The organism is Litchfieldella qijiaojingensis, assembly GCF_014651875.1.
GTDB lineage: Bacteria > Pseudomonadota > Gammaproteobacteria > Pseudomonadales > Halomonadaceae > Litchfieldella > Litchfieldella qijiaojingensis.
Genome location: NZ_BMXS01000014.1, coordinates 45,824 through 66,028, shown reverse-complemented (window position 1 = coordinate 66,028; position 20,205 = coordinate 45,824). Strand labels below are relative to the sequence as shown.

The window sequence follows — 20,205 nt, the reverse complement described above, 5'->3', positions numbered from 1 at the left end:
CAGCTCTAAGCATGATAACTGTCGTGTGCCAAGACACACGGATTCACATCGCAGGGATCAGGATAATGACTTCGACTCGATACATAGCCGTACTCTCGGCCATTCCACTCTTATATTGTGCTGTTACCGCTCACGCCTTGGACTGGCAGGAAGCGCCGCGTTACAACACCATCAACCTGTCATCCGGTTTCCAACCGGATCCCCAACAGTACGAGATCAGCGCCGGTGGCAATACTCCCGCCTCCAAGGCCGGCCCCAACTGTACCGGCTATGTCCACGGTCTGGCCCCCGACCTGGACCTCAATTTCGAGGCTGGCGAATACCAACTCATTGTCTATGTCGAGGCATCGGCCGATACCACCCTGGTGGTCAATGATGCCGATGGCAACTGGCACTGCAACGACGATTTCTCCTCGTCCAGCGGCACCAACCCAGCCATCAAATGGGTCAATCCCCCGTCGGGCAACTACAACGTCTGGGTCGGCACCCTTGCCGGTGGGTCGACCGAGGCCACGGTCAAGATCTCCGAACGGGATCCCGAGTGGTACGTCAGCGCCTCATCCGTGTCGGACAGCTCCGGGATCGAGTGGGGCGACGACGGCAGCGAATGGAGTCACGATGGGGAGTGCGACGATCCACGCTTCGACGGCCCCGGCGTGCATTCCATCAACATCGACGAAGACCGCTACCATGATGCAAGCGATTGTCGAAGCCTCTATGAACAGGGGCAGGTCTATTTGAAGTGACCTTTCGCCTCGAGCCCATCACATCGTGATGGGCTCGGCCACGTTCCTTGGCGGTCTATATCCATCCCTTGCGGCGGAATATCCATGTCAGACCGGTACCGATACCGAACATGAAGGCCAACACCACGAAGTAGGCGTATTTGAAACCGAGCTCCGGCATATTCTCGAAGTTCATGCCATAGATACCGACGATGAACGTCAACGGCACGAAGATGGCGGTAATGACCGTCAGGATACGGATGGTGTTGTTGAGCTGGTAGTCAATCAGAACCTCTCAACTATTCCCTAGACCGCAACAACCAAATCAAAGCCGTTGCTTGCAAAGCTGCAACCAGACTAAAGCATGCTCGGTAACCCTCGGCAGTATATGCCGTTCCGGATCCCCCACTCCAGAATCCGATCGCAACGCCAATACCCCATTGTAAAGAGAAAGCTCCCAGGAAAACCATTAAATTGAATGCAGTGATCACTCTCCCCATCAGGGAAGCATCAAAACGTGGAGTAATAACCGCATAAAGAAGGGTGCCGGAAGAGCCACATAATCCAAACATTAACCAGAAAAGAAGGACATTGCTGGTAGGCTGCCAAGCCAACACCATAACCGACAGCATGAACAACACTAGACCGGTGCCTGCCACCTTCATTGAACCAATGCCCAGCCGTGCCATCCTTTCTGCCAGTGCTCCCCAGGCAACAAAGCCGACTGTGGTAGCCAATGCCAACAAGAGCAAATGGTGCGCGACTTCATTACGGTCCAGACCTGCGACGTCACGTAACCATGGCCCAGCCCAAAGTCCCTGGACCGCCATGGTTGCACCAGGGAACACCATGGCTGCAGGCGCAAAGCGCCAGAACACCGAGCTACGAAGAATGCGATTCAAGGCGGCAACCTGTTGACTCAACGGCTCTACCCTGGCCATATTCGTTTTCTCTGGCACCACACACCACAGTACGGCCGCCGCCACGACACAGGCCATCGCCAGCCCAACGAACAGTACTCGCCAAGTCGTCATACCCAGTATGGCTTCGACAGGGGCGGTGGCACTCATCGCACCAAGCCCTCCGCAAGCCAGCAAGAATCCATTGACAAGGGGTAGTCGCTGAGGATCGAACCACAACGAAAAGGCCTTGAAACTCGCCATCAAGCAAGCAGACACTCCCAGACCGATCAAGGCCCGCCCCACGCCAAGCGTCGCCAGTTGTTGCCCTACGGCGAAGATAAGAGAACCGGCTCCTGCGATTAACAGCAGAAACGCCTCCACTCGGCGCGGGCCAAAACGGTCTAGGAGCACTCCCAAGGGCAACTGAAAACACGCGAAGGCAAGAAAGTACAATCCCGTCATCAGGCCAAGCTGGTCGGCACTCATGCCAACATCGGACTCCAGCTCACTCGCAATGACAGCATTGACGTTACGAAACAGATAGGAGAGGAAATAGCCGGCAGCAAAAGGAAGAAAAACCCGAAAGAAACGATTCATCAGGATAACGGGCACTGCCTGGACAGGGTTGTGCAACTTAGCCTCCTTTATCGAGCTACCAAGATAAGGAAATTACATCATGCCCTCATTCACATAAAACACTCCAGCATCTTTTTTTCAACAAGGAGACTCTATAAATTGGCAATGAGACAATGGTGGGAGCCGCGGGCTGGCATCGGCGACCGACTGTGCGCCGGTCGCCACCTGCGTATGCCATGGACATTACCTAATCACAAATAACCGAGCTCGCTACAGGCACGCTCGGCCCCCTCATGCAATTCAAACCTCCCCGTATTATGGCAGACCTCCTCAGGGTAGAATTCGCTCATTGACTTAAGCGCATTTCGCATCTTGGAAGCATTCTCCAACACACTCTTTGTCAATTGATAGGCAAGTTCCTCATCCATATCCTCATGCACAAAAAGCACATGGTCTACCGACGCCGTCACAAACGGCTCTTTCAAACTATCGTAGAATTCTGCCGGATGGTCGACCTTGATATATCCGCCATAACTGTCGATCAGCGTGTCAACAATATCTTCCTCGATCTTCAGCCAGACGAGGTCCCTGACGGAAGCGTCCATATCCAGCATGAAGGCTGCAGGCGCGCGGGTCATCACCATCGAGACATCGACGTGCCCATCGATCATCAGTGACGAATGCTCGGCCTGAGGATTATACGAAACACTCCCACCCCAATCGTTCAAGTCCTCGATGCTAACACCATACACTTCCAGGAAACGTCGAGCGGTCAGTTCACCGGGATTGCCGCGCTGGAAAAAGGCCCACCGTAGCGAAGGCTTTTCATCAAACAGCTCACCAACGGTCGTTACCCCATCGGGCAATGCGCTACCACGGATCATAAAGGCAGAATGGCTCAGCGCATTGAAGCGTACCAAGGCTCGCAGGTTTTTCAGGCCATCGGGGGCCCGTGCACCGATATCTCCCGTGCCCTCCATGGCATCCGCCGTGGTGATGGTATCGGTGATACCTATTGCCTCGTTCGGCGCTCCCCTCGATATATGGAACGGATTGGTCGTGCCCCCTCCCGAAACCGCCGAGATGTTCAAACCGTCTATTTCCTTTTCCCAATCCGATATCCATACCGACATGACCTCCATGTAAAGGCCGCCGACGGAGCCGGCATAGGCTGTCATATCAATGTCCTGGGCCATTACCCGGTCGGAGCTTGCCATGCCGGCTGCGACCATCAATCCCGCTGCTGCTGACGCGTATTTAATGTTTTTCATAACAACTCCAATTGATTTGTAATTGTTTAACAAAATCAAGGTGAACCATTCACGGATGAACCATGCACCTTTCTTGCATCATACCATTGCCAGGAAAGCACCAGCCCGACAGCGAGTGCTGCCAGCACATCCGTCCATGGCATTGGCATGACAATGGCCAACAGCGAGACACCCAGAAGTGCTCGCTGCACCATATTCAGTCGATGAAGGAACCAATCGGACATCAACACCACGAGCCCAATGACTGCAACAGTCGTGCTGATGAAGACCTGGAGACCGAACCAGAATCCATGTTCTCCAAGATTCAGAAGCGTTGGATTATAAGCAATCACGATCGGAATCACATACGCGGGCATACCGAGGCGGAGGCCACGCATACCGGCACGCGTGAAGCTACAACCGGCGATCGACGCTGCCGCAAATGTCGCCACGCAGACAGGGGGGGTAATGTTCGCGGTCAGGGCGAACAGGAAAATGATCATGTAGGCGACGAAGGGGTCAAGACCGAATTCCATGAGTGCAGTCGCGCCGAACAATGACGCGATAAGAAATGCCCCGGTTACCGGCATACCGAAGCCAAGCACTATCGTCATGGCCCCTACAATCAAGAGTGCCGGAAACATGTAGCCACCGCTCAGATCTACCAGAAGCCCTGTTATCTGATAAGGAACGCCCGTCATCTCAAGGATCGCGATACCGATTCCAGCGCAGACCAATACGATACCGATCGAGACGATACGCTTCATCGTGGACACAGTCGCATCCACCAATTCCCGAATCCCCATCCTCGTTTCACGGCGTAGCCAGCTGATGGGGATGACAGAAAGCGTCGCTACCGTCGCGGCGAAGTATGGCGTATATCGCATGACAAGCAGAACGATCAGGATCACCAAAGGCAAGGCCAGGTGCCAGTAGCGCGACAGGACATCACCAAGACTTATCTGTTCTCCTTCTGGCTCATACACGCCAATTCCCGCTTTATTCGATTCAATATGAACCGCGAAATACAGTGCAAAGACATAGAAGAAGGAGGGAACCAGTGCAGCCACGGCGACATAGGCATAACTGACACGGCTGAACTCGGCAACGATGAAGGCCGCGGCCCCCATCACAGGAGGAAGCAGCTGACCAAGCTGAGAGGCGCAAGCTTCTGTAGCCGCCGCGAACTCTCTACGATAACCAGCCCGCTTCATCAAGGGGATCGTCACCGCTCCTGTTGCATAGACATTGGCCGCCCCACTGCCAGTCAACGCGCCGAAAATCACGCTGGCAATAACGGCCGCCTTGCCAGGCCCGCCCTTCCGGCCACGCGTCATGGACACGATGATCTGCGAAAGAAGACGCTCTCCCCCCGCCGCCTGCAGGAAGGCGCCAAAGGCAATGAACATGAACACGATCGACAGCGACAGTGAAGCAAGCGATCCGTAAACACCGGTCGATGTCAGGAAGATATGATCAAGGAATTTCTCGGCACCTGCCCCTTGGTGGCGAAGCACGCCGGGCAAGTATGGGCCAAGGAGGGTAAAGGCACCGAATGCCACGATGATGATCGGAAGCACCAGGCCCACTACCCGTCTTGCCAGCTCGATAATAAGTCCAATGGTAACCACGCCAACAATCCAGTCGCCTGTAGTCAGCGGATCCAAATAGGCCAAGCGTAGGGTAATGCGCTCATAGTCATTCAGAATATAAACGGCTGAAACAAGCCCGAGGATAGCAAGAACCCAATCAAACCAGTGAGGTACATGAGGGGATTCTTCTGCACCATTCTCCACAGTTTTAGGGGTCCGGAAAGGAAGAAGGAGAAACCCCAGAAAAATCAGCGCACTGACATGGATAGGCCGAACCATCATGGGCTCGGGAACGCCTGTGAGAGCTATGTAGAAGTGATAGATGGCAACGACCAGCATCACTGCGGTTACGCTTCGTACGCTAACCGACATCTTGTTAACCTCCCCTTGTTGTACTTGGCGAACGCCACAGTTGCTGTGCACTCGCTGCGCTTCTATCAAACAACAGGTCTCTGCATGTCAACCTCTGTGTGGACGTAAAGCTGCTGCATCGGGGTATGGTTTTGTCGAGATAAGATGGCGACGACCTCGACGAACTTCCAGTGAGCAATGAGGTCGTCACCACACAAGTTTAAGAGATTTCCTCCGCCTTCAATGGCATGTCCATCTTGCGGAGTATCTCCTGCACTTTTGCCACGTCCACATCCCTGACGGTGGTCCCCGAGGCGACCGCGACAGCGGCGGCTACGCCGGCGGCCTGACCAGTGGCCATGCAGGCAGGCATGTTACGGGTACGGCCGTGGGCAACATGGTCGGCCGAGATGCAGCGACCTGCCACCAGCAGTTGACCCACGTCCAGGGGTACCAGGCAGCGGTAGGGGATCTCGTAGGGTCCGAGCCCCCGGAAGTCCACGTCCGCCCCCTTGACGTCGTGCACGTCCATGGCACAGTTATCGGCGGCAATGGTGTCCTCGAACGCTACGCAATCGATGACATCCTTGCCCGTCAGCATGTACTCCCCGCGTATGTGGCGGGTTTCACGCACACCGATCACTGGGGCAATCTGTCCGATGTGGGCATTCTCGAAGCCGGGGACCTTCTCGACCAGGAACGCTGTATAGGCCTCTATCTGACGGTAGATCTCGAGCATTGCATCGCTCATCTCCAGTGGCGACAGCCCATCCACACCAAGCACTCGCGTGGCGTTCACATAGAGCACACCGTTGGCCGTCTTCAAGGTGATGTTGTCGCGCTGGAGCTTGATGTTCTTTTCTTTCTGGTAGTCTCTGATCAGATTATTGAACCCCGTCAGCCACAGGCCGTAGTCCAGATCCTCATCGTTCTCGGGTATGGCTCGCGCAGGGACCTCGTCCGGGTTGGCCTTGGCCCATTCAGCCAAGCGTTTCACGTCCACGTTAGAGAGAGTGAAATACATGGAAACCGGCTGCACAGCATGCGCATCGCCATCGCCGAGCACGTAGGGTGCACCAGCAGCGGCCGCGACGTCGGCATCTGCTGAACAATCGACGACTACCTTGGCACTCACATACTGACGGCCGCCCTTGCCCTCGATGATGACGCCGGCAACCTTGTTGTCCTCCATGACCGGCGCCGACACGACTGTCTCGAAGAGCACCCGCACCCCCGCTTCATGCAGCAGGCGCGTGAGCAGCATTTTCATGATTTCCGGATCACAGGGCGATGCGATCTTGACGTCTTTCACCTTGGTGGTGGCGACATAGTCGGCACCCACGCCTCCGACCGAACGCGCGAGGTTCCAGAGCTCGAGGGGGATGCCGCCCGACAGGACGCCTGACGGTTTGGTGTTCAGGCCCAGCGTCATGTTGCCACCGAGCGACCCGAAACGCTCGATCAGTACAACGCGCTGCCCTTGGCGCGCTGCTGCCAGAGCCGCCATCGGCCCCGTGGTGCCTCCACCAACGACGACGATGTCGGCATCAAGCAAGCAAGGAATCTCACGAGCGGGTTCGGTGATGTTCGGCAGATTATTCGACATTTCTAGCTCTCCTTGTTCTGAGCCAAGCGATGTGGGTGCACCACAGCATCCAGCATGGTCTATCTTTTGATTCATATACGTAACAATGATTCGCACATGAAACTATGGTAGGCTATTCTGGTGTTGTCAAATACAATGGACTGAGTTCCGAGCGATGCTTGCTTCAGGCGATGGGCTGCCCGATGCTTGCCCTTGAAGCCAGCCGGTGCTTGCGCCAGGAGGAGGATGCAAATGGAGAGACCAGACGTGGATGACAAGACAAGCGAGGTGAACCAGAACTACATAGTGCCTGGGCTGCGCCGCGGACTAGCCGTACTGGGGTTGTTCGGGCGGTCGCGGCCGTCCATGCGACTTGCGGATATCGGCCGGGAGTTGGGTCTGCCACGGGCAACCGCCTTTCGACTGGTTTACACCCTAGAGGCCGAAGGTTACCTCCTACGAGGCAAGGACTCGGCCACCTACCGCCTCGGTCCACGGGTATTGACCCTGGGTTTCGACTATCTGCACTCGCAGGAGCTGGTCGAGGTAGCAGGCCCGCTGCTCGATGAGCTGAGAGACAGGATGAGTGCGAGCACACATATGGGATTATTGGACGGCCGTGATGCGCTTTACGTGTATCGCGCCCCGTCCCACCAACGCCTGTCGAGCAACCGCCACGTGGGCTCGCGCCTGCCGGCCCATTTTTCGTCTCTCGGCAGAGCCATACTATTGGACCTATCGGACGAGGAGCTCGCCGAGCTCTATATCAATTACGATTTCCATGCTGTTACGCGGCATGGACCGGGCAACTTGGATGAATTGAAACGCTGTCTCGAAACGGAACGGAGAAGGGGATACGTCGCGGGATCATTCATCTCTCCCGGCATCATCAGCGTCGCCGCACCTGTGCGGAATGAAACCGGCCGCGCCGTTGCTGCAATCAATGTCTCGGATTATGAATCGCTTCCCTGCATGGAAGATATCCATGGCACGCTGAAGGACAATGTGCTTCAAACCGCCAGTGAGATTTCCCGACACCTTGGATACAGCGGGCCTCAACATGGAGCAACTACTGCCAGTCGTTGTCAGGTGACGGATGAAAGTTAGATCCAATGGGCAGGCAAGTAATCTATTTTCATCCGGATCTGGTCAAGCGCATCCGATGTGGCGCCCCATGGGCGATGGCGAACGAAGATTCGTTCTATCGTTTTAATCAACCATCCACGACGAGGACTCGTAGGGGAACGGGCTGGACTCACACGTTGCTATCATCGTGTTACAGGCTATCTCAGTGGTAGGGACAATCGACACTAGCGTGGCTCAACCCTCGTGGGATGAAACCTCGCCAGGCAGCCGATAACTGCCCCCTTCACAGTTCTTCTCAGATCCATCCCTTGCGGCGGAATATCCACGTGAGGCCAATACCGATGCCTAACATGAAAGCCAGCACCACGAAATAGGCGTATTTGAAACCGAGCTCCGGCATATTCTCGAAGTTCATACCATAGATACCGACTATAAAGGTCAGCGGCACGAAGATGGCAGTAATGACCGTCAGGATACGCATGGTGTTATTGAGCTGGTGCGATGAGATCGAGAGGTAACCGTCGACCAGATCGCCGCAAATGTCATAGTACATCTGCGTCAGGCTATAAAGTCGCTCGAAGCGTTCGAAGACGTCATTGATGGCGTGCAGGGTTTCGGCATTCTCACGCGAAAGATGCCGGTAGTCGTAGGCGATCAGCTCGCGCGTGATGCCCTGGTGATAATTGAAGACACGGCGCATCTTCACCAGTCGTGACCGGAAACTGATGATCCGTCTCATCAGCTTGTCGGTACCGGCTGCCTGCAACTCGTCTTCCAGATCGCTGAGCTGGGTCTCGAATTCCAGCAGGCTGTCCAGATAAAAGCCGGCAGAGATATACATGATCTTCAAGGCGACATGCTCGGGCGATATCCGCAACAACGCCTTGCCCTCATTCTCGTACAAGCGATCGATGCTCAAGGCCAGGCCAGGGTGAAGGCTGATCAGGTAACGATCGCTGACAAAGAAGGAAATCTGCTGGGGCTGATAATTCAGCTCGGCATCGAAAGAAGAGATACCTCGGTAGATGATCAGGGTATGGGTCTCGAACTCCTCGATCTTGGGCGGGTGGCGCTCGCGATGCGCATCGTTGATCGCCATGGGATGGCAACCAAACTCCTCGAGCAGCGTTCGCTCGCGTGCCATCGCCTCGCCTTGCAGGTCGATCCAGATGTAGCTTTCTGGGTCCTGTTCCCAACGCGCGATGAGTTCCTCTCCACCGGTTTGTGATAGGCCATCGGCGCTGACCAGCAGGGTGCGTAGCATGGTGTCTCCAGCAGTCCGTTAGGGAAGCACTGAATAAATGCCTACGCGAGCAAATCGCTGCGTTGCGCGGTACGCGGAATCCTTACCTATACCCCATAGGCTCCGGTTCCTGTGTTCCGTGCGCCTTGCGCTTTACTCCGCTCGTCGATTTATTCAGTACTTCCTTTATATAAGGCACAACATGCCTCAATGCCGCCTGACCTTCCAGATCCGCCATGCGAGAAGGCCGATGATCAGGATTCCCAAGGGCCCGAAAATGGCGGCAGCAAGACGCGGCTCGATACCCATGCCCAAGGCGTCGAGCCCCTCAAGTGAAAGCTTGAACAGGCTGAAGATATAGTAGCTGATGACGATAATCGAGAGCCCTTCTACTGCTTTCTGGATCTTGAGCTGGCTGCTGGTGCGCTCGTTCAGGCTCTGCAGCATTTCCGAGTTCTGCTCTTCGATCTCGACCTGGGCACGCGTCCGCAGCAGATCGTTGAGTCGGGCAACGCTCTGGGCCAAGCTCACTTGGCGCTTGTCAATCGCCGCACAATAACGCACCGTCGGCTGGAAGCGCCGCAGGATGAAGGTCCCCAGCCGTTGGCAGTCCGCCACCCGAGTCTCACGCAGTTCCTCGATGCGGGTAAAGACGATCCTGGCGTAGGCCTCGGTGGCGCTGAAACGCTGCCGCGAGCGGGCACTACTGTGCTCCAGCCGCGCCGAAAGCGAGGAAATGGCATAGAGCAGCGGACGCGAACTCTCATGATGGTTCGCAGCGTTGCGGTCCGACAGTTCGCCGAGTTCGCGCTCGTATTGCCTGAGCTCCACGCTGAGCTCCTTGGCCAGCGGAAGCGACAGCGAGGCCATCATGCGATAAGTCTCGATCTCCAACAGCCGACGCGTCATCCTTCCCAGTCGATAGTCGTTGAGCTTGCGGTTGACGATCAGAATCCGATTGACGCCCTCCGGGGATAAGCGGAAATCGCTCCATACGGTCGCATCTCCACCGCCGACATTCGAGCCCGCCGGATCCTTGAATCCGTAATCATCGGTCTTTCCCGCCCAGCTCGCTTCCGATTCGACCAGTACCAGGCTGGCATTGATCAGCGCCTCGCGTTGGCCCTCGACGATTTGTGCCAGCACGGCGGGGGGTGCGGGCCAATACTCGCCGCCCTCACCTTTGGGCACCAGCATGGTGAGTGTGAAGAACTCGGTATGCCGCTCCCACTTCATGGTCAGGCCATCGACCTTGATGATCCCCTGGGCGGCATTCGTATCCAGCGGCGTTTCGGCAGCCTCGCAAAGACGGCGCACGATAGTGTCACAGACGCCGTCGGCATCGAGAAAGGCGAAATGATGCAGGTATGCCGGATCCGAGAAATAGATCGAAGGCCGGGCATGAAGCTCGTTGTGCAGGATTTCTCTCTGGGGATGCATGGTCGGGTCTGCAAGGTGACGGAAACAGTGAGCGTAACGTCTGAGGCCGGCTAGTCAAGTCGACTTCCCGGCAGGTCCAAAAGTCGTATGCGACTTGCGCACCGGTATCACGAGTTCTCGTCGATATGCCTGATCCTGCGCCGAGCCTTGCGCCACTGTCGGCGTTCACGTTCCCGCTTGCGCTGCCTGGCCAGCGCATTGCCGTTGGCAAGCTGCGATAGATATTCGACTTCCACCTCGGACAACGGCGTCCCTTGTTCGCGCCCCATGACGATAGCCTCCGCTTGACGTCTCTTGGGACGCTAACCGGGGACTATTGCCAGTCGATGACAAGGGGCGCGGGTTTAATGCTCTTCAGCAATACGTGCGGCCAGAGCATCGAGCTCGGAATGAGCAAAGACCTCGATGCCATGACGGCGCAACAGTGCCGCCGTGGCTCCCTCGCCTGAATGGCGGAAACCGCTGAAACTACCGTCGTGAATCTCCCGGCTGCCGCAGGAGGGGCTGCCATCGGTAAGCAAGGCGAAGCGACAACCATGCTCCTGGGCAAGCCGCAGCGCCAGACCAGCCCCAGTGATAAAGGGAGCGGAAACATCGTTACCCGATGCATCGAGGATGCGCAAACGTCCTTCGAGCACATCATCGCCATTACCGCCACCTTCGATCTCGGCAGGAGGCCGTGGCGTGGGTAGACCACCGGCGACTTCCGGGCAGATAGGCACCAAAAGGCCTTCCCTTTGCCACTCGGCGAGCAGTGGGTGATCAATTCGCTTGTCCGATCCGTTGTAGCGTACCGGATCCCCCAGCAAACACGCGCTGACTAGAATCTTGGCTGGCATGGCGGAAGCCTCCCCTGCTACTAGGATAAATCATCATAGAGACATGTATGTTTCCAGAAATCTCACAATGTCAGTGCAAAGCCTTTCCTTTCTTATCTGCTAATTCGTCTCGTTTCGAGGCAGTGTCGGGGAGGGTGACACATCCGTTGATATTTTGAACCTGCGATGCACGCTGATCCCCTAACATAGCATGCACATACTCACACAATCAGGGAATTGGACAATATCATCTGGCGCGCTATTGTGTTCAAAAAGGTGCGATGGTCGAACAAGGAAATTAATGACTGGAGATGCTGGTAGCTTGCCTGCAGATCGCGGTCATTGTTGATATCGACTCCCCAAGAGAGACTCACCGATAATTCCTGTCATTCCAAGGCCAATCTTGAGCGTCACGTCACTCTTTCCCGAACAGAAAAAAGCCTGGAGCCAGCATGAAAGCACTGATCATCGACGACGATATGGAAATCCAGTCTCTGCTCGGCTCCTTACTGGTCCGGCGTGGTTTCGAGGTCGACACCGCCGATGGCCTCCAGGACCTGGCCTACCAGCCCGAGCGGTTGGATGTCGAACTTATCCTGCTGGATTTCGACTTGGGTACCTTCACGGGCCTGGATGTGATGCACTTTCTCCAGGACCTGGGCCTTCGTTCTAACGTCGCACTGTTGAGCGGCTGCGGCAAAGGTATGGTCACACATATCCTTCATACCGGCAGATCCCAAGGGCTTCGCATGCTGGGCCACCTGCCGAAACCAATCCGCATCAAGGCTCTCGATGCACTACTGGCTCGAGGCATTACTCAGCAGACTGCCTTGCCCCGAGCCGAACTGGAACGGGCTATTACCGAGCATGAGCTGGTGCTGGCCTACCAGCCCAAGCTGGAGCTGGCCACGGGACACGTAATAGGCGTCGAAGCACTGGTGCGATGGCAACATCCCACCCTTGGCATGATCTCGCCAGACCGATTCATTCCACTTGCCGAGGAGAGCGAGCTCATCTTGCCGCTGACATGGCAGGTATTCGACATGGCACTGGACCTATTGCGCCGCTGGCGCTCTCAAGGTATCGAGCTGGACATGGCGGTGAACCTGTCACCGCGACTGTTGAGGGTCCCGGATTTTCTATCGCGCATTGACCGATCCCTGGCCCACCACGGTGTCGATTGGCAAGGCTTGACCATTGAGCTGACGGAGAACGCCGGAATACAGTGCTTCAGCTACGCCCGTCATCTGCTCGGCGCTCTACGTGACCATGGCTGCCGTCTGGCATTGGACGACTTCGGCACTGGTTATTCCTCCATGACACAACTCTATCGCCTCCCTTTCGACGAGTTGAAAGTGGATCGCAGTTTCGTATCTCTTAGCGATAAGGATAAGGAAGCGCAAGCCATTACCCGAACCATCGTCGATTTGGGTAAGCGTCTGCATCTCGACGTGGTGGGTGAAGGCATCGAGACATTAGCGCATGTCCGCTTGTTGGAGGAAGCCGGATGCACCAGTGGCCAGGGCTATCTGTTTGCTCGCCCAATGCCCGAAAACGAACTGACACAATGGCTGAGTGCCTTGCGGGAAAAGAACACTCCCCTTGACAAGTTGCCGCGCTGGGAACGTCTTTTGGCCACACGTGATTCAAGAAGTCAGTAAACGCGCGGATTTCAAGGAATCGCGGGTAAGGGTCTTCAGGGTTTCCAACTCCGCCATACGGCGTTGCAATGAGGAGACATCATCGTGTAATGCCAACTGCTCGAGTGATGAGGCCGCACGTGCCATGGCGGCGCAACCCAGAGAAGACGAGGCTCCTTTGAGGGAGTGTGCCGCTTGGCGCAGGCTATCGCGATCCCCCTGTTCGAGCATGACTTGCATATTGGCCTGGCGAGCACCCAATCGAGTGAGATAGGTGCTGAATAGTCCTTCGATGACTTCACGATCCAACGATTCCTGCAACTCAGCCACGATCTCGGGATCCAGCACATCCGATGTCGATAAGGATACTGCCGTACTATTGGATTTCGGGGCTATTCCAGGTTCAGGAAGTCTGACCACTCGCTTATCATGCGGGGTATCCAGAGGCATGGGGTCGCTCAACGACCGATCGCTACCACTTGGTGTTGCATCGCCAACAAACTCATCCATGTATTGCGTGAGAATGCGACGCAAATCCTCGCGTTTGAACGGTTTACAGATGATGTCGTCCATACCGGCCTCGAAGCAACACTCACGATCCTCCGGCATGACATTGGCCGTCATGGCAATGATCGGAAGATGCCCTTGACTCTCTTGAGCCCGCCAGCGCCGAGTTGTCTCCAGGCCATCCAGCACCGGCATCTGCATATCCATCAGCACCACGTCGCATCGCTCGGCGTTCAGGGTTTCAAGGGCTTCTTGCCCGTTGCCAGCAACGATGACCAACTGGCCAAGTTGCTCGAGCATGGCTCGCGCCAACGTCTGATTGATAGGGTTGTCCTCAACGACTAGCACGCGCCAGGGAGGCAACCGATCGCCATTCGTTATCTTGGAGACGCCCTCAGAAACCTCGTGCTCGACTCCTGGCAATGGGATCTCGAACCAGAACCGGCTCCCCAAACCCAACTGGCTTTCCATGCCAATATTGCCGCCCATCGCCGTGACCAGCCGCTGACATATCGCCAACCCGAGCCCCGTCCCTTCATGGCGTCGGGCGATGGAGGTGTCGACCTGGGAAAACGGCTCGAACAGACGGTGTTGCTGGGAAGCATCGATCCCGCAGCCCGTATCGCTGACCGTGAACTTGACTCCCCCTTCGGCTTCGGCCGCAACCTTCAGTACGATGATACCTTCGGTAGTAAACTTGAACGCATTGTTGAGCAGGTTCATCAACACTTGGCGTAACCGGTTGACGTCACCTTCGACATGGTCGGGCAGACGGCTGTCCAACTGGCAATGGAAACGGAGATCATCGTTTTCGCTACGTAACCGGTAGCCGGCACATAGCTGATCCAGAAATGCCTTCAGATCGAAAGGGCGACGGTCCAGATCGAGCGATCCGGCCTCGAGCTTGGTGTAGTCGAGTATATCGTTGATCACGGCCTGCAAGCCGCTGGCACTTTCCTTGAGGACCTGCACATACTGATGGCCCTGCTGGCTCATCGACTCATCCGACAATAGATCGGCCACACCAACTACCCCATTGAGAGGGGTACGAATCTCATGGCTCATTACCGCCATGAACTCCGATTTGGCCTGACTCGCGGCTTCGGCGTTCGCGACAGCCTGCGCGAGTTCGCGAGACTGGGCCTTCAGCATGTTCGCCTTGTCTGCCCGCTCACGGCTTTCCTTGATAAGGGCCATGACGAGGACGCTTCCCGTGCTCATGATCAGCAGAATCAGCACTAAAACCGCGGCGTAGAGGAGCAGTAACGTTTCTCGCTCGTCCACTTTCATCGAAGCCACTTGGGCGTTGCATTCCAGCAGGATGGTTTCGGTAAGCTGCTGCAGGGTTACCAACTGCTCGGCCAGGCCGGCACGCAGAGTGGTCGTCAGCAGATCCTGCCTTCCCGCCAAAGCGAGGAACTGGGAATCCAGGGCTTCGACCAATGCAATGGCCTCACGCAACTCGTCGCTAGCCACATCATACGTATTGACGAATTCCGCCACCTGCCCCCGGCGAAACAAGTGAGTACGGCTATAGAGAATCTCATAGCGCAGCAACATCGCATCCAGATCGGTCACCGAGGCATCGATCAATGCCATACGCAACTCGCGTACTTCCCGATCGAACTGGTAGGTCACCCATACCACATCCTCCATCAGCTTGTTCGCCACCATCTCCAGCTGATGGCGGTAATAGATGATGCCGCCGACAATTATGGCCGACAGGAAAAACACAACCGCCGCGCAGGAGGTGAGCTTGAAGCGCAGAGAATCGGACGATTTCATGTCACGTTGTCTTCTGGTGGAAACGACTACCGGATCTCGATCGCCTTGACCTGCCAGACCGAGCGCGTCAGGGTTTCTTCGTTGAGCAACCCGGGCTCCTCATCGAAGGGATAGATGATGAACAATGGCCCATGATCGCGAACCTTGAGTGGCTTCCCGTCCTGAGACATGGCCAGGATCACGTTATGGTCGAGGAAATCGGCTACCGGGACGGTAGCGGCATAGTCATCGAGAGCCACGACGCGCATGCTGGTGCCGCTCGCACCCACGGCTTCCAGCAGCGAACGACCCAGTGGCCCCTCGAAGCGAACCTGGCCATCATGCCAGGGGGTATGGGTGAGCGTTTTACGCTGTTCCAGAGCTAGCAGCATTTCGCGATCGAAATGCGCTTCATTGCCCATATTGAAGTGGGTGATCTTGCCGCTCACGGAGAGTATCACCGGACCGCTTGGCGACGCCAACTCCTGAGCGGCGACGTTGAAGGATGCAACCCATCCAACCAAAATGCCTAACATAATATGACGTTTCATCACCGCCCTCCCATTCCGGATACATATAGTGTATTACGCAGCGACTCGATGGTCGCCAGAGATTACGACACCTACGAAGCATCTATCCGTATGGATAACTGGAGCAAGTCCAGTAACGGGATCGGCAACGAGGGCTTAGGGTTTGTCCGAAAAGTCGCCGAGTGATGGCCAGGGCTAGGCCTGTTCCCTACGGGCCCACGCATTTCCCACATCCGTGTGGGTCACAAGGCAAAAAAACAGCGAAAAACGGATCGAGCTCGCATGCGAGTTTACGTGGGTGTAAATGAGCATTTTGATTGGACTCGCTCACGAACTGATTTTTAACGCCGTATGGACAAGCGCAGGCAGTTTTCGGATAAAGCCTAGTCATCCCACCGCGGCGCCCATTCGGGATCGGCGATGCGTTCGCCGGCATCCAGGGCATCGATCCTGGCGATCTCATTGTCGCTGAGCTCGAGCTCCATGGCCGCCAGGTTGGCATGCTGGTGTTCCGGCTTGGTGGACGAAGGAATCACTACTATATCGCGAGAGGCGATCCACGCTAGGGCGATCTGCGCCGGCGTCGCGCCATGCGCATCGGCAATTTCCTGCAGTAGCGGGTCCTTCATCACCTTACCCACTGCCAGCGGCATGTAGCCGGTGACTTGCAGCCCCTTGGCCTGACAGTGCTCGACCACCTTGCGGTTGGCGAGATAGGGGTGCACCTCGATCTGGTTGGTGACGATATGCTCACCACCCGGCACACTCAATGCCGCATCGATTTGGGCGATGGTGAAGTTGGAGACACCGATGTGCCGCGTCAGCCCCTTCCTGCGCGCCTCATCGAGCGCCCCGATGGTTTCGGCCATCGGTACCACGTCGTCCGGTGACGGCCAATGGATCAGTGCCAAGTCGAGCGTTTCCACGCCAAGCCGATCGAGGCTTTCCTCCAGGCTCCGGATCAGGTCGTCACTTCTGAGACGGTCGTACCACACCTTGCTGGTCAGGAAGATCTTGTCGCGGGCAATGCCGCTGTTGCGAATGGCCTGGCCTACCTCGACCTCGTTGTCATACATCTGAGCGGTGTCGATGTGTCGATAGCCCAGTTCCAGGGCGGAGCTCACCGAATCGATGACCTCCTGGCCCTTGAGCCGAAAGGTGCCCAGGCCGATACGCGGAATTGGATTTGCCTTAGTCATCCGGTTGCTCCTTGCGCGTTCACGACTCATACGATTGAGTGGCGTCGCCTCTCTTGCGTTTCAAGCGGAAAATTTTTTCGTCAATGTCGATTCCGCCCCCCGTCGGACGACTAGTCTGTGTCTTAGAGGGAAAGGCTGCCGTCACCATCAAGTTTTCCCCGCGTCATCTGGAAAGAGGAAACCGATATGCAAACCGCAACGACCCAAGTGTCCGCCGAAGCCGCGATCCTCGAGTTGCTGGAATCCTGGCAGGCCGCGGTGCGCGCCAAGGACATCGACGCCATCACTACCCATTATGCACCGAATATCGTCGCCTTCGACGCCATCGCGGCACTGCAGTTCAAGGGTATCGAGGCCTACCGTCAGCATTGGGAGACGTGCATGGCCATGTGCCAAGGCCCGATGACCTTCGAGCTTCATGAGGTGACGATCGAAGCCGACGGACATACCGCCTTCTGCCACGCCCTCATCAACTGTGGAGGTACCAATGACAAGGGTGAGCATGAATCCGGCTGGACGCGCATGACCGCCGGTTATCGTCGCATCGACGGTCGTTGGCTGGTGGTGCACGAGCATTTCTCGGCCCCCTTCGACATGGCCAGCGGTAAGGCCATGCTGAACCTCGAACCTTGAGTGGAGCTGGTCATGAAATATCTCTGCCTCGTCTACAGCGACGAAAGCATCCTGCACACCTTGCCCGATAGCCCCGAGGATAGCGAATGTCTGGCCTACGCCGAGCGGATCCAGGCCAGCGGTCGGATGATTGCCGCCGAGGCCTTACAGAGTGTGCATACTGCCACCACGGTACGCGTACGCAACGGCAAGACCTCGATCACCGACGGCCCCTTCGCCGAAACCAAGGAACAATTGGCGGGCTTCTACCTGGTCGATGCCGCCGACCTGAACGAGGCATTGCGGATCGCCGAGGGAATTCCAGCGGCCCGTGTGGGCAGCGTCGAGGTACGGCCGGTGCGCGAACTCGACGTATCGCCATCCACGCCCCGGGAACAGGAAGCCAGCGTCTGAACGGGGGCGCCCGAAGGCGCCCCCAGAAACACAACCTACATGGCACCGGCGAAGGTATCGCAAACATCTCCCAAGCGGCTTGGATCATGCGACTCGGTATGAGTAACGGCCTCACTGGCCATATCCAACGCTACCCGCCATTGGTGATCGTTGTTCGAAGGGTCACAACTTCCAGCGCTCCCGCCGCCGAAGTTGGAATCGATCCAGTAATGCACCTCGTAGGCAGTATCGGCCTTGAGGGCGTCGGCAAACGTGAAGGAGAAGGCCGGATCGTCGGCACCGGAAACGGTCCCGGACTCCCGGGCCACCACTTCGCCTGTATCGGTGTTGACCAGCGCCACCTGTATCGCTTGGTCGCCATGGGGCCCATTGAAGCTGGCATCCCCCTGGAATGTCAGATCGGCACCGCCATCCGCCACGGCGATAGCGCCAGAGGCGAACAGCAAAGCGAGAAAAAGTGGCAGGCGGAACGCCCGTCCATTGCCGGGGTAGGTGCGCAGGGTATTCATGATGCTCCTCCTGGAATGCGGACAAACGAGATATCCCGCATGGGAAATACGGCCGTCTGCCGGCTCGCCATCCCCATGGCTAGGTTCAAGGATAGTGCCGAGTCGCCATCTCTCCCAATGAAACACCGAATAAATGCCTGCGCAGCTCAATCACTGCGTTGCGCGGTGTAGGGAGTCCGATACTGTGAAGTGCCACCCAAGGAGCAGGATAGCGATGCATGAGACCCACTCAGCCATAGGCGAGAAGATAGCGACTCTCTACCGTGACGATTCACGGCGTGTTCTCGCCACCTTGATCCGGCTGCTTGGCGACTTCGAGCTTGCCGAGGAGGCGCTCCACGACGCTTTCGCCGCGGCCATGACGCAATGGCCCCAGGAAGGGGTGCCCACCAACCCACGTGCCTGGCTGGTGTCCACCGGACGATTCAAGGCCATCGACAGCCTACGCCGCCACACTCGCTACGATGCCTCGGTCGCCGAACTCGCCAATCAGTTGGAAGCCGAATCCGCCACACCTCCGGGCTGGGACGAATCGAGCGTGGCAGACGATCACTTGCGCCTGATTTTCACCTGCTGCCACCCCGCCCTGCCGCCGGACGCACGGGTAGCGCTCACTCTGCGCGAGGTCTGCGGCCTGACCACCGAGGAGATCGCCCACGCTTTCCTGACCCGGGCTTCCACCCTGGCCCAGCGCATCGTTCGCGCCAAGACCAAGATCCGCGACGCTCGCATTCCCTACCAATTGCCCTCGGCGGAGGAATTGCCGGAGCGATTGGACGCCGTACTGCGCGTGATCTATCTGGTCTTCAATGAAGGTTACTCAGCCTCGTCCGGTGCAAGCGTCACGCGCAGCGAACTCTCGGGCGAAGCGATCCGTCTGGGCCGCTTGTTATACGAACTGTTGCCGGAACCCGAGGCGGCGGGGCTACTGGCCCTGATGCTATTGCACGAGTCGCGACGGGCCGCACGCACTACTGTCGATGGCGAAATCATCCTGCTGGACGAACAGGATCGCAGTCAATGGAACCGCAAGCTGATCGACGAAGGTACGTCCCTGGTGGAACACGCCCTGCGCTCACGCCGTTTTGGCCCCTATACGCTACAAGCGGCGATCGCCGCCGTGCATGCCGAGGCACCCAGCGCCGCGGCAACCGACTGGGAACAGATCGTCGGCCTCTATGATGTCCTGCTGCGGGTGGACCCATCACCAGTGATCGCCCTGAACCGCGCCGTGGCCGTCGCCATGCGCGATGGTCCGCAAGCCGGACTGGAACTGATCGAAGCCATTCTCGCACGCGGAGAGTTGCACGATTACCATCCAACACACGCAGCACGCGGTGAACTCTACCGCCGGCTGGGCCGATACACAGAAGCCAGTGACGCCTTCCAGCATGCCCTGAAGCTGGCAAGACAAGCACCGCAGCGACGCTTCATCGAGCAGCGTCTGGCCAAGCTGTGACGA

The 20,205-nt window shown here is 57.0% G+C and carries 19 protein-coding genes; 6 read left to right on the top strand and 13 right to left on the bottom strand.

Annotated elements, in window-relative coordinates; genetic code table 11:
• Positions 1-65: 65 nt before the first annotated feature.
• Positions 66-746, top strand: a complete 681-nt coding sequence (locus IE093_RS13830) for a hypothetical protein (protein WP_189470162.1) — start codon at positions 66-68, stop codon at positions 744-746.
• 55 nt (positions 747-801) lie between these two features.
• Here IE093_RS13830 and IE093_RS13825 read toward each other — a convergent pair whose 3' ends face one another.
• The 5 genes from IE093_RS13825 to IE093_RS13805 all read right to left on the bottom strand — a co-directional run bounded on the left by IE093_RS13825 (position 802) and on the right by IE093_RS13805 (position 7,002).
• Entirely contained in the window at positions 802-1,011 is a 210-nt protein-coding gene (locus IE093_RS13825) for a CorA family divalent cation transporter (protein WP_268247404.1), read from the bottom strand.
• Positions 1,012-1,024: 13 nt separating this feature from the next.
• Positions 1,025-2,260 (bottom strand): MFS transporter, encoded by a 1,236-nt coding sequence (locus IE093_RS13820; RefSeq protein WP_189470160.1) that lies wholly within the window; start codon positions 2,258-2,260, stop codon positions 1,025-1,027.
• A 194-nt stretch (positions 2,261-2,454) separates the two neighbouring features.
• A complete protein-coding gene (locus tag IE093_RS13815) occupies positions 2,455-3,474 on the bottom strand; it encodes a TAXI family TRAP transporter solute-binding subunit (protein ID WP_189470158.1) in 1,020 nt (339 codons plus the stop codon).
• Between the two features lie 35 nt (positions 3,475-3,509).
• A complete protein-coding gene (locus IE093_RS13810; RefSeq protein ID WP_189470157.1) occupies positions 3,510-5,417 on the bottom strand; it encodes a TRAP transporter permease in 1,908 nt (635 codons plus the stop codon).
• Between the two features lie 199 nt (positions 5,418-5,616).
• Positions 5,617-7,002, bottom strand: a complete 1,386-nt coding sequence (locus IE093_RS13805; protein WP_229803580.1) for an FAD-dependent oxidoreductase — start codon at positions 7,000-7,002, stop codon at positions 5,617-5,619.
• Between the two features lie 246 nt (positions 7,003-7,248).
• Here IE093_RS13805 and IE093_RS13800 point away from each other — a divergent pair, with 246 nt between their 5' ends.
• Positions 7,249-8,088 (top strand): IclR family transcriptional regulator, encoded by an 840-nt coding sequence (locus IE093_RS13800; protein ID WP_189470155.1) that lies wholly within the window; start codon positions 7,249-7,251, stop codon positions 8,086-8,088.
• Positions 8,089-8,362: 274 nt separating this feature from the next.
• Here IE093_RS13800 and IE093_RS13795 read toward each other — a convergent pair whose 3' ends face one another.
• The 4 genes from IE093_RS13795 to IE093_RS13780 form a co-directional block, all read right to left on the bottom strand.
• Complete coding sequence (locus IE093_RS13795) at positions 8,363-9,331, bottom strand: magnesium transporter CorA family protein (protein ID WP_189470153.1); 969 nt, start codon at positions 9,329-9,331, stop codon at positions 8,363-8,365.
• A 186-nt stretch (positions 9,332-9,517) separates the two neighbouring features.
• Positions 9,518-10,750 (bottom strand): DUF3422 domain-containing protein, encoded by a 1,233-nt coding sequence (locus tag IE093_RS13790; RefSeq protein WP_189470151.1) that lies wholly within the window; start codon positions 10,748-10,750, stop codon positions 9,518-9,520.
• A gap of 107 nt (positions 10,751-10,857) precedes the next feature.
• Positions 10,858-11,019 carry a hypothetical protein gene (locus tag IE093_RS13785; protein WP_189470149.1) on the bottom strand — a complete coding sequence of 54 codons (162 nt, stop codon included), beginning with the start codon at positions 11,017-11,019 and terminating at the stop codon, positions 10,858-10,860.
• Positions 11,020-11,094: 75 nt separating this feature from the next.
• A complete protein-coding gene (locus IE093_RS13780; protein ID WP_189470147.1) occupies positions 11,095-11,589 on the bottom strand; it encodes a 2-thiouracil desulfurase family protein in 495 nt (164 codons plus the stop codon).
• A 431-nt stretch (positions 11,590-12,020) separates the two neighbouring features.
• Between IE093_RS13780 and IE093_RS13775 the strand changes: the two genes are divergently transcribed.
• Entirely contained in the window at positions 12,021-13,229 is a 1,209-nt protein-coding gene (locus tag IE093_RS13775; RefSeq protein ID WP_189470145.1) for an EAL domain-containing response regulator, read from the top strand.
• On the opposite strand, the gene IE093_RS13770 is transcribed toward IE093_RS13775, so the two are convergent.
• The 3 genes from IE093_RS13770 to dkgB form a co-directional block, all read right to left on the bottom strand.
• Complete coding sequence (locus IE093_RS13770; protein ID WP_189470144.1) at positions 13,215-15,500, bottom strand: ATP-binding protein; 2,286 nt, start codon at positions 15,498-15,500, stop codon at positions 13,215-13,217. The two genes, IE093_RS13775 and IE093_RS13770, sit on opposite strands and share 15 nt — an antisense overlap.
• A 26-nt stretch (positions 15,501-15,526) precedes the next feature.
• The gene (locus IE093_RS13765) at positions 15,527-16,030 is read right to left on the bottom strand and encodes a putative pterin-binding protein (RefSeq protein ID WP_189470142.1); all 504 of its coding nucleotides are present in this window, start codon (positions 16,028-16,030) and stop codon (positions 15,527-15,529) included.
• A gap of 362 nt (positions 16,031-16,392) precedes the next feature.
• A complete protein-coding gene (gene dkgB, locus IE093_RS13760) occupies positions 16,393-17,208 on the bottom strand; it encodes a 2,5-didehydrogluconate reductase DkgB (RefSeq protein ID WP_189470139.1) in 816 nt (271 codons plus the stop codon).
• Between the two features lie 186 nt (positions 17,209-17,394).
• Between dkgB and IE093_RS13755 the strand changes: the two genes are divergently transcribed.
• Together IE093_RS13755 and IE093_RS13750 are read left to right on the top strand one after the other, a co-directional pair.
• The gene (locus tag IE093_RS13755) at positions 17,395-17,841 is read left to right on the top strand and encodes a YybH family protein (protein ID WP_229803578.1); all 447 of its coding nucleotides are present in this window, start codon (positions 17,395-17,397) and stop codon (positions 17,839-17,841) included.
• 12 nt (positions 17,842-17,853) lie between these two features.
• On the top strand, positions 17,854-18,234 hold the full coding sequence (locus tag IE093_RS13750) for a YciI family protein (protein ID WP_189470137.1): 381 nt from the start codon (positions 17,854-17,856) through the stop codon (positions 18,232-18,234).
• A gap of 35 nt (positions 18,235-18,269) precedes the next feature.
• Here the strand turns inward: IE093_RS13750 and IE093_RS13745 are convergent, their stop codons facing one another.
• Positions 18,270-18,743 carry a hypothetical protein gene (locus tag IE093_RS13745; protein ID WP_229803576.1) on the bottom strand — a complete coding sequence of 158 codons (474 nt, stop codon included), beginning with the start codon at positions 18,741-18,743 and terminating at the stop codon, positions 18,270-18,272.
• A 214-nt stretch (positions 18,744-18,957) separates the two neighbouring features.
• Between IE093_RS13745 and IE093_RS13740 the strand changes: the two genes are divergently transcribed.
• Positions 18,958-20,202: an RNA polymerase sigma factor gene (locus tag IE093_RS13740; protein WP_189470135.1), complete on the top strand. Its 1,245-nt coding sequence runs from the start codon at positions 18,958-18,960 to the stop codon at positions 20,200-20,202.
• Positions 20,203-20,205: the final 3 nt, after the last annotated feature.